At 71.5% G+C, this 12,710-nt stretch carries 13 protein-coding genes; 10 read left to right on the top strand and 3 right to left on the bottom strand.

Translation table 11 applies throughout. The features are described 5' to 3' along the window. The 7 genes from P3X83_RS42145 to P3X83_RS42115 all read left to right on the top strand — a co-directional run bounded on the left by P3X83_RS42145 (position 1) and on the right by P3X83_RS42115 (position 6,781). Entirely contained in the window at positions 1-915 is a 915-nt protein-coding gene (locus P3X83_RS42145) for a hypothetical protein (RefSeq protein WP_277311061.1), read from the top strand. Positions 916-922: 7 nt separating this feature from the next. Beyond that, on the top strand, positions 923-2,587 hold the full coding sequence (locus P3X83_RS42140; RefSeq protein ID WP_277311060.1) for a lipid II flippase MurJ: 1,665 nt from the start codon (positions 923-925) through the stop codon (positions 2,585-2,587). Next, a complete protein-coding gene (locus P3X83_RS42135; RefSeq protein WP_277311059.1) occupies positions 2,580-3,674 on the top strand; it encodes a glycosyltransferase family 4 protein in 1,095 nt (364 codons plus the stop codon). Before P3X83_RS42140 ends, P3X83_RS42135 begins: the two co-directional genes overlap by 8 nt. Before the next feature lie 179 nt (positions 3,675-3,853). Beyond that, complete coding sequence (locus P3X83_RS42130) at positions 3,854-4,852, top strand: TerC family protein (RefSeq protein WP_277311058.1); 999 nt, start codon at positions 3,854-3,856, stop codon at positions 4,850-4,852. Positions 4,853-5,013: 161 nt separating this feature from the next. Next, positions 5,014-5,619 carry a phosphatidylserine decarboxylase gene (locus tag P3X83_RS42125; protein ID WP_277311078.1) on the top strand — a complete coding sequence of 202 codons (606 nt, stop codon included), beginning with the start codon at positions 5,014-5,016 and terminating at the stop codon, positions 5,617-5,619. Further along, positions 5,606-6,457 (top strand): CDP-diacylglycerol--serine O-phosphatidyltransferase, encoded by an 852-nt coding sequence (gene pssA / locus P3X83_RS42120; RefSeq protein WP_277311057.1) that lies wholly within the window; start codon positions 5,606-5,608, stop codon positions 6,455-6,457. The genes P3X83_RS42125 and pssA overlap by 14 nt, the downstream gene beginning before the upstream one ends. Positions 6,458-6,499: 42 nt before the next feature. Beyond that, complete coding sequence (locus tag P3X83_RS42115; protein ID WP_277311056.1) at positions 6,500-6,781, top strand: hypothetical protein; 282 nt, start codon at positions 6,500-6,502, stop codon at positions 6,779-6,781. A 31-nt stretch (positions 6,782-6,812) separates the two neighbouring features. Here the strand turns inward: P3X83_RS42115 and P3X83_RS42110 are convergent, their stop codons facing one another. After that, entirely contained in the window at positions 6,813-7,457 is a 645-nt protein-coding gene (locus P3X83_RS42110; protein WP_277311055.1) for an MBL fold metallo-hydrolase, read from the bottom strand. 313 nt (positions 7,458-7,770) lie between these two features. On the opposite strand from P3X83_RS42110, the gene uvrA reads away from it, so the two are divergent. After that, positions 7,771-10,611 (top strand): excinuclease ABC subunit UvrA, encoded by a 2,841-nt coding sequence (gene uvrA / locus P3X83_RS42105; protein ID WP_277311054.1) that lies wholly within the window; start codon positions 7,771-7,773, stop codon positions 10,609-10,611. 53 nt (positions 10,612-10,664) lie between these two features. Here the strand turns inward: uvrA and P3X83_RS42100 are convergent, their stop codons facing one another. Continuing rightward, a complete protein-coding gene (locus P3X83_RS42100) occupies positions 10,665-10,970 on the bottom strand; it encodes a GNAT family protein (protein WP_277311053.1) in 306 nt (101 codons plus the stop codon). Next, positions 10,928-11,164, bottom strand: coding sequence for a hypothetical protein (locus tag P3X83_RS42095; RefSeq protein ID WP_277311052.1), 237 nt, complete (start codon positions 11,162-11,164; stop codon positions 10,928-10,930). Before P3X83_RS42095 ends, P3X83_RS42100 begins: the two co-directional genes overlap by 43 nt. A gap of 316 nt (positions 11,165-11,480) precedes the next feature. On the opposite strand from P3X83_RS42095, the gene P3X83_RS42090 reads away from it, so the two are divergent. After that, positions 11,481-11,891, top strand: coding sequence for a Rieske (2Fe-2S) protein (locus P3X83_RS42090; RefSeq protein ID WP_277311051.1), 411 nt, complete (start codon positions 11,481-11,483; stop codon positions 11,889-11,891). A gap of 199 nt (positions 11,892-12,090) precedes the next feature. After that, entirely contained in the window at positions 12,091-12,597 is a 507-nt protein-coding gene (locus P3X83_RS42085; RefSeq protein WP_277311050.1) for a Rieske (2Fe-2S) protein, read from the top strand. Positions 12,598-12,710 lie beyond the last annotated feature (113 nt).

The raw sequence follows: 12,710 nt of genomic DNA, 5'->3' as shown, positions 1-12,710 counted from the left end.
ATGGCCGCCCGACCCCGTCTCGCCGCACTCGCCGGCGCCGCACTCGGCGCCACGCTGGGCGCCGTGGCCGCCCGCGCCGCGTACGCGGCCCTGCGCCGCCGTCCGCCGGTCGGCGACGAGCAGACCTGGACCAGGACCAACCATCGCGGTGAGCCGATCACGCTGCTCGAAGGGCCCGCCTTCGCGGTGGGCGCGGGGGCGGCGGCGGCGCTCGCACCGCGTCTCCCGGCGCGGGTCCGCGCCGCCGCGCTGCTGGCCGGCCTGGGCAGCGGCGCCCTCGGCGCCTACGACGACCTGTACGGCGGCACCTCCTCCAAGGGCTTCAAGGGCCACCTCGGCGCCCTGGCCAAGGGCGAGGTGACCAGCGGGGCCGTCAAGATCCTCGGCATCGGCGGGGCCGGGCTGGCCGCCGCCGCGCTGGTGTCGCGCGGCCCGGCCGACACGCTGGTCAACGGCGCGCTCGTCGCGGGCGGCGCCAACCTGGCAAACCTGTTCGACCTGCGTCCCGGCCGGGCGATCAAGGTGGGCCTGCTGACCGGCGGCCCGCTGCTCGCGGCGTCGGTGCTGCGCGGCTCCCCGGCGTCGGCGGCGATGGCCGCCGTGCCGCTGGGCGCGGCCGTGGCGCTGCTGCCGGAGGACCTCGGCGAGCGGGCGATGCTCGGCGACGCCGGGGCCAACGCCATGGGGGCGCTGCTCGGCCTGGCCGCCGCCGTCACCCTGGGCCGTCCGGCGCGCCTGGCGGTGCTCGGCACCGTCACCGCGCTGACCGCCGCCTCGGAGAAGGTCAGCTTCACCAAGGTGATCGCGGCGACCCCGGCGCTGAACCGCATCGACATGCTCGGCCGCCGGCCGGTGGAGCAGAAGAAGCCCGACCCCGCCGAGGCGATCGAGCCGGTGGAACCGGTGGAGGTCTGAACCACTCGTGTTGAGGCGGCTCGGGCAGGGAGTGGCCGGGGCGGCGGTGCTGATCGGCGTCCTCACGGTCGCCGCCAGGCTGGCCGGATTCGGCAAACAGCTCGCCCTTGCCCGCACCGTAGGCACCAACTGCCTCTCCACCGCCTATTTCACCGCCAACCACATCCCCAACATGGTCTTCGAGGTGGTGGTCGGCGGGGCGCTCGCCGGGATGGTCGTCCCGGTGCTGGCGGGCTTCGCGGCCCGCGCCGCCCCATCCGACCGGGCCGCGGTCAGCGGCGTCACCTCGGCCCTGCTGACGTGGGTGGTGGCCGCACTGGTACCGCTCGCCGTGCTCGCCGCGTTCGCGGCCGCGCCGGTGATCCGGCTGTTCGTGGGCCCGGACCTGCCGGGGTGCGACACCGGCGCCGTGGTCGAGACCGCGACCCGGATGCTCGTCGTCTTCGCCCCGCAGATCCCGCTGTACGGGGTGGCCGTGGTTCTGTACGGCGTGCTGCAGGCGCATCGCCGCTTCGCCGCCCCCGCGCTGGCGCCGCTGGTGTCCAGCCTGGTGGTGATCGCGGCGTACCTGATCTACGTTCCACTGCGGGGAGACGCCATCGGCCTGCCGGTGCCCGGCCCCGCCGAGCTGGCGCTGTCGGCGGGCACCACCCTCGGCGTGCTGGCGATGGTGCTCACCGTGATCGGGCCCGCGTCCCGGCTCGGGCTGCGGCTGCGGCCGACCTTCCGCTTCCCCGAGGGCGTGGGGCCCACCGTGCGGCGGCTGGCGCTGGCCGGGCTGGCCGCGCTGCTCGCCCAGCAGGCGGCGATGGCGCTGACCGTGGTGCTGGCCAACCGGGGGGCCGGGCCGGGCGCGATCGTCGCCTACAACTACGCGTGGGCGATCTACCAGGTGCCCTACGCGGTGCTCGCGGTGCCGATCGCGACGAGCGCCTTCCCGCTACTGTCCACCAGGGCGCAGCACGGCGACACCGCGGGCTTCGCGGCCACGGCCGCCGCCACCAGCCGCGCCGTCATCCTGGTGTCGGGCCTGGCGGCGGGGCTCCTCGGGGCGGTGGCCGTACCGGTCGCCGGGGTGTTCCTGGACGGCGCGGCGAGCGACGTCGATCCCGGCGCGCTGGCGCGGGCGATCGCGCTGTTCGCGCCCGGCCTGGCCGGATACGGCTTGATCGCGCACCTGAGCCGGGTCCTGTACGCCGCCGGGCGGGGCCGTGCCGCCGCCGTGGGCACCGTCGGCGGCTGGCTGGCGGTGATGGTCGCGCAGACGGTGTTCACGCTCGTCCTGCCGCCGGACTGGCGGCTGGCCGGTCTGGCGCTGGGCGGCACGCTGGGCATGTCGGCGGGCGGGGTGACGCTGGCCGTCGCGGTGCTGCGCGCGCGGGGGGCCGCCGCCCTGCGCGGAGCCGGGCGCTCCTTCGCCGCGGCGGTGCTGGGCGGGCTGGCCGCGTATCTCGCCGGGTCCGGGGTGACGGCGTTCGCCGCCGCCGGGGGCGTGTGGCTCAGCGTGCTGAACACCGTGCTCGCGGCGGTGGTCGCCGCCGTTGCGGGCGCGATGGTGGTGATGCTGGTAGACGGCCGCGAGGCGCGCGCGCTGCTCGCGCGGGTACGGCGCGGCCGTCGCACGGGGACGGCGGGAACGGCGGAGACGATCGAGGAGCGCGTCGATGGATGAGGCTCGGATCCTGCTCGTGCTGGGCACCAGCGCGGGCGGCGTCGGGCGGCATGTGCGGATGCTGGCCGCCGGCCTGGTGTGCGCGGGGCACCGGGTGGTGGTGGCCGGTCCCGCCGAGACCGGCGAGAGGTTCGGGTTCGCCGCGGCCGGGGCCCGGTTCCTGCCGGTGCCGATCTCCGATCGGCCGCACCCGGCGGGCGACCTGCGGGCCATGACGGCGATACGGCGGGCGGGCGGCGACGTGGTCCACGCGCACGGCCTGCGCGCCGGGGCGCTGGCGGCGCTGGCCGTGACCGGCACGCGGGTGCCCGTGGCGGTCACCCTGCACAACGCGCTCACCGCCGGGGGAGCGGTGGGCGCGGTCTACGGGGTGCTGGAGCGGATCGTCGCCCGGCGGGCGTCGGTGGTCCTGCCGGTCTCGGGCGACCTGGGCGAGCGGATGGCGGCGCTGGGCGCGCGGCGGGTGACACCGGCCGTCGTGCCCGCGCCCGCGCTGCGCCCGGCAGAGCGTACGCCGCAGGAGACGCGGGCGGCGCTGGGCGTTCCGGGAGACCGTCCGATCCTGCTGACGGTGGCCCGGCTGGCGCAGCAGAAGGGGCTGGAGACGCTGCTGGACGTTGCGGCGTCGGTGCCGGAGGCGGAGTTCGTGGTCGCGGGCGACGGGCCGTTGCGGGAGCCACTGGAGGCGGGTGTCCGGGAGCGCGGGCTGCCGGTGCGGTTGCTGGGTGATCGTCATGACATTCCGGATCTGCTCGCGGCGGCCGACGCGGTCCTCCTGCCGAGCCGCTGGGAGGGGCAGCCGCTGAGCCTGCAGGAGGCGCTGCTCGCCGGCCGTCCGGTCATCGCCACGGCGGTCGGCGGCGTGCCGGAAATGGTGCGCGACGCGGGCCTCCTGGTGGCGTATGGTGACGTTGCGGCGATGACCGATGCCGTGCGGCGTGTCCTGGGTGATCCGGCGCTCGCCGTACGGCTGGCCGAGGCGTCGGCGCGGCGCGGCGGTGAGCTGCCGGGCGAAGACGACGCGGTTCGGTCCGTGCTCGCCCTCTACCGGACGCAATTGGGGTCGGCTACGGGTCACCAACGTTAGATATGGTCCCTCCCGTTCACCTATACTCCGTGGGTTAGGGGGGGAGTATCCCTTTCGCGTCAGTCTCGTCATCACGGTGCAGCCTCGGTCCACGAGGCCCCCGGGGCTGTCGGTCCGCCTTTCACGCGGGCGGGAGAGACCTCCGGCAGTCTGTCCTGTGCGCCGGAGGTTAATTCAACGTGGACGTATCCGTATGGGCGTGGGCCGCCGTCATCGGCGGCCTTCTCATCGTGCTCGCCATCGATCTGTGGATCGTGGACAGGGGAGAACCCCGCGAGTTCTCCCTGCGTCAGGCGGGGATCTGGGTCGGCTTCTATGTCACCCTCGCGGTGCTCTTCGGTATCGGGATCTGGGTCGTGGACTCTCCGACCCACGCCGGACAGTTCTTCGCCGGATATCTCACCGAGTACAGCCTGAGCATCGACAACCTGTTCGTCTTCTACATCATCATGAGCCGGTTCGCGGTGCCGAAGCCCTACCAGCACAAGGTCCTGCTGGTCGGCATCCTGATCGCGCTGGTGATGCGCGGCATCTTCATCGCCCTGGGCGCCGCGGCCCTGGCCAACTTCAGCTGGCTGTTCTATGTGTTCGGTCTCTTCTTGCTCTACACCGCCGTGGGGATCATCCGCCAGCACGGCAAGGAGGACGACGTCAGCGAGAACGTGGTGCTGCGCTGGGCCCGCCGGGCGCTGCCCACCACCGCCGACTACGTCGGCTCCAAGGTCACCGTCAAGGTGGACGGCAGGCGCATGGTCACCCCGATGCTGATCGTCATGATCGCCATCGGCACGACCGACCTGATGTTCGCCATCGACTCGATCCCCGCGATCTTCGGTCTCACCCAGGACGCCTTCATCGTCTTCACCGCCAACGCGTTCGCGCTGATGGGACTGCGTCAGCTCTACTTCCTCCTGGGCGGGCTTTTGCAACGGCTCGTGTACATCAGCTATGGTTTGGCGTTCATCCTGGCCTTCATCGGGGTTAAGCTGATTCTGGAAGCGTTGCACTCCAGCGGCGTGTCCTGGGCCCCGACGGTGCCGATCTGGATGTCCCTGACCGTCATCGGGGTCTCCATGGTCGTCACCACGGTCGCCAGCCTGCTCAAGGCGCGTAGCGACGCGCGTAAGGGCGATGATGTGGCCGCTTCCACGAGCCCGAACCCCAGCCACCAGGGGTAGCGAAACCCGGTGCGAGGCGCTTTGCTTGTCTCATTGCGCCGACTATGGGGTGTGGGATCGGTAACATCCTTCTCCAAGGCGGCGAACAAATAGCCGGAAGTCATCACATAAGGTTCCCCGTGTCCCACGATTCAGCTCGAACCCCACTCCGACGTGTGCGTCTGGCCCGCGGTGTTTCGCCGTGGCTGGCTCCGGTCGCCACGGCGGCGGCGGCGACGTCCGTTCTCGCGGCCCGCGACCGGCGCTGGGCGCTGGCGGCGGCTCCGCTCGCCGCGCTGACCGGCGGCATGCTCTGGTTCTTCCGAGACCCGGAGCGCGTCCCCGGCACGGCGCGGGTACTGGCGCCCGCCGACGGCGTGGTGCAGAGCGTCGATCCATGGCCGGATGGCCGCACCCGCGTGGCGATCTTCATGAGCCCGCTCGACGTGCACGTGAACCGTGCGCCTCTTGCCGGAACCGTCACGTCGATAGAGCATATTCCGGGGGGATTCGTACCTGCCTTCAACAAGGACAGCGACACGAACGAGCGCGTGGTGTGGCACTTCGACACCGCCCTCGGGGACATCGAGCTGGTGCAGATCGCCGGTGCGGTGGCCAGGCGGATCGTGCCGTACCTGACGGTCGGCGCCAAGGTGGCGCGCGCCGAGAGGATCGGGCTCATCCGCCTGGGTTCGCGGGTGGATGTGTACCTGCCCGAGGGGATCGCCCCCTCGGTGACCGTCGGTGAGAAGACCGTAGCGGGGGTGACCGGACTTGACCACGGCTGACGCTAGCTGGCCGGTGGACGACGTCGACCGGGTGGATGTTCCCGGTGAGGCCGACGACGAGCCGAAGGGCCCGGTCGGCAAGGCGTTCCGGCTGTCGGCGGCCGACTCCCTCTCGCTGGGCAACGCGCTCTGCGGCTTCCTGGCGGTCTGCGTGCTGGCCTGGTCGGCGATCAGCCAGCTCCAGGAGACCCGGGCGTTCGCGCCCGACTCGCGCTACTTCGCCACCGCCGTGGTGCTGCTGCTCATCGGCGCGACCTGCGACCTGTTCGACGGCCTGGTGGCCCGCAGGTTCCGCGCCTCGGCGATGGGAGCCGAGCTCGACAACCTGGCCGACGTGATCAGCTTCGGGCTGGCGCCCGCGTTCATGGTGGTGATGTGGGCCGGGTTCTCGGCCGCGCTGCCGCTGTGGCTCGTGCTCGGCGCGGCCGGATCGGTGCTGATCGGCGGTGTCGTACGGCTTGCCAGGTTCGCCTGCGTCAAGACGAAGAGCGGCGACTTCATGGGGCTTCCCATCCCGATGGGCGCGATGACCGTGGTGTCGGTCGTGCTGCTCTTCCCGCCGTCCTACCTCTCGCTGCTGGCGATCTTCGCGGTGGCCTGGCTGATGGTCAGCCGGATCGAGTACCCCAAGCCCAAGGGGCAGCTCGCCGCGGTGGTCCTCGCGTGGATCATGATCAATGTGGCCTGCCTGACCGTCTGGGCGGCCTGGCCCGAGGGCGGCGACACCCTGATCAAGGTCGGGGCCAGCATGCAGATCGCGCTGGTGACGGCCATCCCGCTGCGGGTGCTCATGTTCAAGCGCGAGCAGCGCCGTGAACAACGCGCCAGGCTGGGCTGACCACGCGCGGCGGCCGTTCGCGACGGCGGGCGGAAGGTGGAGATGACCGTCCCGCGTGAGCACACCCGCACCTACTACCTCGGCAAGCTCGCCAGGGAACTGGAGCTTCGGGGCATGTCGGCGGTGCTGCGCCCGGATCCGCCGTCGCTGAAGGTCTCCGACCCGGAGGCCGCGCTGATGACCGAGACGGTGCACTGCGTGGCCGTGGACGGCGGATGGGCCTACCGGTGGTCCTGGGGCGACGTGGTGGGCGGGGTCGACGACGCGGCGGGCGCGGCGGAGCGCATCTCACGTGTCCTTTCCGCGCCACGCCGTCCCTTCTGAGGACCACGCCGTCTCCAGTGCCCGCGCGCGGCTACCAGCCGCGGGCCTCCCACTCCGGAAGCGACGGGCGCTCCGCGCCCAGCGTGGTGTCCTTGCCGTGGCCCGGATACACCCACGTGGAGTCCGGCAGCCGGTCGAAGATCCGCTCACGGACGTCGCCGAACAACTGCGCGAAGTCGGCCGCGTTTCCGCGAGTGTTGCCGACGCCGCCCGGGAACAGCGAGTCACCGGTGAACAGGTGGGAGTCCCGGTAGAGCAGCGCGATCGAACCGGGCGTGTGCCCGCGCAGGTGGATCACCGAAAGGGTGAGCACGCCGAGCGTGATCCGGTCGCCGTGCTCGACCGTGTGCTCCACGGGCACCGGCAGCGCGGGCGCGTCGAGCGGGTGGGCGATCACCGTCGCCCCGGTGGCGCGCTGGACGTCGGCCAGGGCGTTCCAGTGGTCCTGGTGCCGGTGCGTGGTCACGATCTTGCTGATCGGGATGTCGCCGATCAGCTCCAGCAGCCGCTCCGGCTCGGCCGCGGCGTCCACGAGCAACCCGTCCCCGGTCTCCTTGCAGCGGAGCAGGTAGGCGTTGTTGCCGAAACCACCGACCTCCAGTTTGGCGATCGTGATGTCGTCCAGCTCGCGGACGTCGGCGGGGCCGTCCTTGGTGACGTCGCCGGTGTAGCTCACAGGTCTTCTCCTCGCTGATGTGACGGGCGGCCGGCCGCGCCCGATCGGCACCTACCCTTCCACGTGGCCCTTCCACGTGGCCCTTCCACGTGGCCCTTCCACGTGGCCCTTCCACGTGACCCTCCTGTGAGGGCCGATTCACGGGGGCATAACCGGTACGGCTCCGGCGTTATATCCCTTGACCTGCGGTGGAGGGACCCGTGCCCGTATTGTGGAGGGCGCCGGTGTCGGTCGCCAAGAATTTGTCGGACCCTCCCGCTACTCTGCCCGTGCAGCAGGATCGACCCTTCCAACCTCCTACATCGGGATCACCGTGGCTGATCGCCTGATCGTGCGTGGCGCACGAGAACACAACCTCAAAGACGTCTCGCTGGATCTGCCACGAGACTCGCTCATCGTCTTCACCGGGCTCTCGGGTTCCGGTAAGTCCAGCCTGGCCTTTGACACGATCTTCGCCGAGGGCCAGCGCCGTTACGTCGAGTCGCTGTCCGCCTACGCACGGCAGTTCCTCGGCCAAATGGACAAACCCGACGTCGACTTCATCGAAGGGCTCTCGCCCGCGGTCTCCATCGACCAGAAGTCCACCAGCCGCAACCCGCGCTCCACCGTGGGCACCATCACCGAGGTCTACGACTACCTGCGGCTGCTGTGGGCGCGCATCGGCAAGCCGCACTGCCCGACGTGCGCCAGGCCGATCGCCAGGCAGTCCCCGCAGCAGATCGTCGACCGTGTGCTCGAATTGCCAGAGGGCACCCGCTTCCAGGTGCTCGCGCCCGTCGTGCGCGGGCGCAAGGGCGAGTACGCCGAACTGTTCTCCCAGCTCCAGGCCAAGGGCTTCGCGCGGGCACGGGTCGACGGCACGGTGGTGCGGCTGGAGGAGCCGCCGACGCTGAAGAAGTACGAGAAGCACGACATCGAGGTGATCGTCGACCGCCTCTCGGTGAAGGACGGCGCCCGCCGCCGCCTGACCGACTCGGTCGAGACCGCGCTCCAGCTCTCCGGGGGCACGATCACCCTCGACTTCGTCGATCTCCCCGACGACGACCCGAACCGCGAGCGCTTCTACTCCGAGCACCTCTACTGCCCATACGACGACCTGTCGTTCGAGGAGCTCGAACCGCGCTCGTTCTCGTTCAACTCGCCGTTCGGCGCCTGCCCGGAGTGCACCGGCCTGGGCACCCGCATGGAGGTCGACCCCGACCTGGTGGTGCCCGACCCGGAGAAGACGCTCCGCGAAGGTGCCCTGTCGCCGTGGTCGAACGGGCACACCAGCGACTACTTCATCCGCCTGGTCGAGGCACTGGGCCTGGCCATGGGGTTCAACCTCGACACCCCGTGGGGTCAGCTCTCGAAGAAGGCGCAGAAGGCGCTGCTCAACGGGCACGACGAGCAGGTGCACGTCCGCTACAGCAACCGCTACGGCAGGCAGCGCTCCTACTACACCACCTTCGAGGGGGTCGTCCCCTGGGTGCAGCGCCGCCACGGTGAGGCCGAGAGCGATTCCAGCCGGGAGCGGTTCGAGGGCTACATGCGCGAGATCCCCTGCGCGGCCTGTGCGGGTGCCCGGCTCAAGCCGGTCTCGCTCGCGGTCACCGTCGGGGGCCACTCCATCGCGGCGGTCTCCGGCATGTCGATCGGGGAGTGCGCGGAGTTCCTGGCCACGCTGAAGCTGTCAGAGCGCGACATGCAGATCGCCGCCCGGGTGGTCAAGGAGATCAACGCCCGGATGGGGTTCCTGCTCGACGTCGGGCTCGACTACCTCACCATGGACCGCGCCGCGGCCACCCTGGCCGGTGGCGAGGCGCAGCGCATCCGGCTGGCCACGCAGATCGGCTCCGGCCTGGTGGGCGTGCTCTACGTGCTCGACGAGCCGTCGATCGGCCTGCACCAGCGTGACAACCAGCGGCTGCTGGAGACTTTGATCAGGCTGCGCGACATGGGCAACACGCTGATCGTGGTCGAGCACGACGAGGACACCATCGCGGCGGCCGACTGGGTGGTCGACATCGGCCCAGGGGCCGGTGAGCACGGCGGGCAGGTGGTGGTCTCCGGCACCGTCACCGAGCTGCTGTCCAGCGAGGAGTCGCTCACCGGGGCCTACCTCAGCGGGCGCCGGACGATCGCGCTGCCCGCGCAGCGCCGCAAGCGCGACCGCAAGCGCCAGCTCGTGGTGAAGGGCGCAAGGGAGCACAACCTCAAGGGCGTCGACGTGGAGTTCCCGCTCGGGGTCTTCACCGCGGTCACCGGGGTCTCGGGGTCGGGGAAGTCGACGCTGGTCAACGACATCCTCTACACCTCGCTGGCCAAGGAACTGCACGGCGCGCGGACGGTTCCCGGCCGCCACTCCCGGATCAACGGCATGGACCTGGTCGACAAGGTGGTGCACGTCGACCAGTCGCCCATCGGGCGCACCCCCAGGTCGAACCCGGCCACCTACACCGGTGTCTTCGACCACGTCAGGAAGCTGTTCGCGGCGACCAGCGAGGCGAAGATCCGCGGCTACCAGCCGGGCAGGTTCAGCTTCAACGTCAAGGGCGGGCGCTGCGAGTCGTGCGCCGGCGACGGCACCATCAAGATCGAGATGAACTTCCTGCCCGACGTCTACGTGCCGTGCGAGGTCTGTCACGGCGCCCGCTACAACCGGGAGACGCTGGAGGTCCACTACAAGGGCAAGACCATCGCCGAGGTCCTCGACATGCCGATCGAGGAGGGGCTGGAGTTCTTCGAGGCCATCCCCGCCATCAAGCGCCACCTCAAGACGCTCAACGATGTCGGCCTCGGTTACGTCCGGCTGGGGCAGCCCGCCACCACCCTGTCGGGCGGTGAGGCGCAGCGCGTCAAGCTGGCCTCCGAGCTGCAGCGCCGCTCCACCGGGCGCACGGTCTACGTGCTAGACGAGCCGACCACGGGTCTGCACTTCGAAGACATCCGCAGGCTGCTCGGCGTGCTCGGGCGGCTGGTCGACGGCGGCAACACCGTGATCGTCATCGAGCACAACCTCGATGTCATCAAGACCGCGGACTGGGTCATCGACATGGGGCCCGAGGGCGGCTCCAGGGGCGGCACCCTCGTCGCCACCGGCACGCCGGAAGACCTGGCGCAGGTCGAGGCCAGTCATACCGGCCGGTTCCTGCGCAAGATCCTGCCCGGCTGACCGCCGTGTCCGGAGCGCCGTCCTCCCACCGGGGAGGGCGGCGCCCGCGGCGCTCACCCGCCGCCGCCCGCGGGGTCGTTCAGGATCAGCATGATGTGCTCGTCCTCGCCGTGTGTGACCGTGCCGGAGCGCCGGAAGCCGAGCCGTTCGAGCAGCCGGATCGAGGCGGTGTTGCCCGCGACGGGGTCGGCGTAGAGCGGGCGGGTCTTCTCCTCTTCGAGGAACAGCGACACGGCGCGGGTGCCGACGCCCCTGCCCCAGTGGGCGCGGCCGAGCCAGTAGCCCAGGCGCCGCTCGGACCCCTCCCACCAGGAGATCACGTTGCCCGCCGTCTCGCCGCCGGCCACCACCGTGCGCACCAGCGTGGCGGATCCGCGAGGATGGCGGTGTGCCAGTGCGCCATGAAGGCCGCCTCGGGCCGGGGCCTGAACCGCGACCTGCGGCCGGCCTCCGGGGCGTGCTCCTGCTCCAGGAACACCGGCAGGTCGCTCTCCTCGACCGGGCGCAGCCGGACCTCCGCGCCCGCTCCGCCGGCGGCGTCAGGGTCGCTCATCGTGACCTCCTGAGGCGGAATCGGGGGCGCGGGAAGGGCTCTGGGCCCTGAGTCGCCAGGACGGGCCCACCGCCGGGCAGGCGGGAAGTGCGGCCCGCAGGGGCCGTGTGGGCTGTTCCCGGCTTCGGCCGTGGAAAGGACGTCGACACAGGGCACAGTCTGCCCGGCGGCACCGACAGTTTCGGCGAACCCGCCCGCGCCGGGGCTGGATCGGGGGGCGAGGGGGGCGGTCAATACGCTGTTCGCGAGCCCGGTCGGCCGGGGGAGTCGCGAGGAGGGCCGCCACGTCATGTCGGATGGGGAGCGGGGTTTCGTCTTGTCCGGAAACGGTGTGCCGCGCCGGCGGGTGCTGGGCACGGTGGGCGTGGTCTGCGGTGCCGCGGCGCTGGCGGCGTGCGGCGGCGACCCTGGCCCGCCCGCGGTGCCGCCCGGCATCAAGGGGAAGGTCATCGCCAAGACCGCCGACATCCCCGTCGGCGGCGGCAAGGTGTTCGACGACTGGAAGCTGGTCGTCACGCAGCCGAGCGCAGGCGTGTTCAAGGCGTTCACCGCGACCTGCCCGCACGCGGGCTGCGCGGTCGGCCGGATCGAGGAGCGCCTGATCGAGTGCCCGTGTCACGGCAGCCAGTTCGCCATCGATTCCGGCGAGTGCGTGTCAGGACCGGCCAAGGCGCCGCTGGTGGCGTTCCCGCTGAAGGTCCAGGGTGACGGAATCGTCATTGGCTGACCCGCTGAAGTGGTAAATCTGCGTGGATCGGGTGAACTGTCGGATGTGATCATGAACTTCTGTCGGGGCTGCTTCGTACGACCTAATGGGAGGCCGTCCCGTTGAGGTTGATGAGATACATGTGGCGGCGTCCCCGACGATCCACCCGGCCGTCCCGGCCGGGTGGTCGAAGCCGGCAGAAGTGCACTGGAGGGCAGCGATGAGTGACGTTACACGCGGAGCCGATACGGCGGGGCCGGGCGCGCGGGCACAGGACCCGACGCGGCGCCTGCTGATGCTCGGCGCGGGCGGGGCGGGCCTGGCGGTCGCGCTGACCGCCTGCTCCGCGTACGGCGACCCCGGCGGGGCCACCGGGGCCACCACGGAGCCGCAGTCCTCCGCGCCCCAGGAGTCCAAGTCCGGCGAATCCGGCGGCGGCTCCGGCGGTTTCGCCAAGACCGCCGACATCCCTGAGGGCGGCGGCGCGGTGTTCAAGAACGAGAACGTCGTCGTGGTCCAGCCGCAGGCAGGTGAGTTCAAGGCGTTCAGCGCGACCTGCACGCACAACGGGTGCACGGTCGCCGACGTCAGCGACGGCCTGATCAACTGCCCCTGTCACGGGAGCAAGTTCAAGATCGCCGACGGCTCGGTGGCGGGCGGGCCGGCGAGCAAGCCGCTGCCGGAGAAGCAGATCAAGGTGGACGGCGAGTCGATCTCGCTGGCCTGAACCGGGCCGGGGGGGGCGGCCCGCCCCCCCGCCCCCCGCGCCCCCCCCCCCCCCCCCCGCCGCGGGGGGGGGGCCGGCCCCCCCCGGGGGGGGGGGGGGCGCCCGGGCGGGGG

It is taken from the genome of Spongiactinospora sp. TRM90649, assembly GCF_029382225.1.
Lineage (GTDB): Bacteria > Actinomycetota > Actinomycetes > Streptosporangiales > Streptosporangiaceae > Spongiactinospora.
This window is presented reverse-complemented; position numbering and strand designations above follow the sequence as displayed.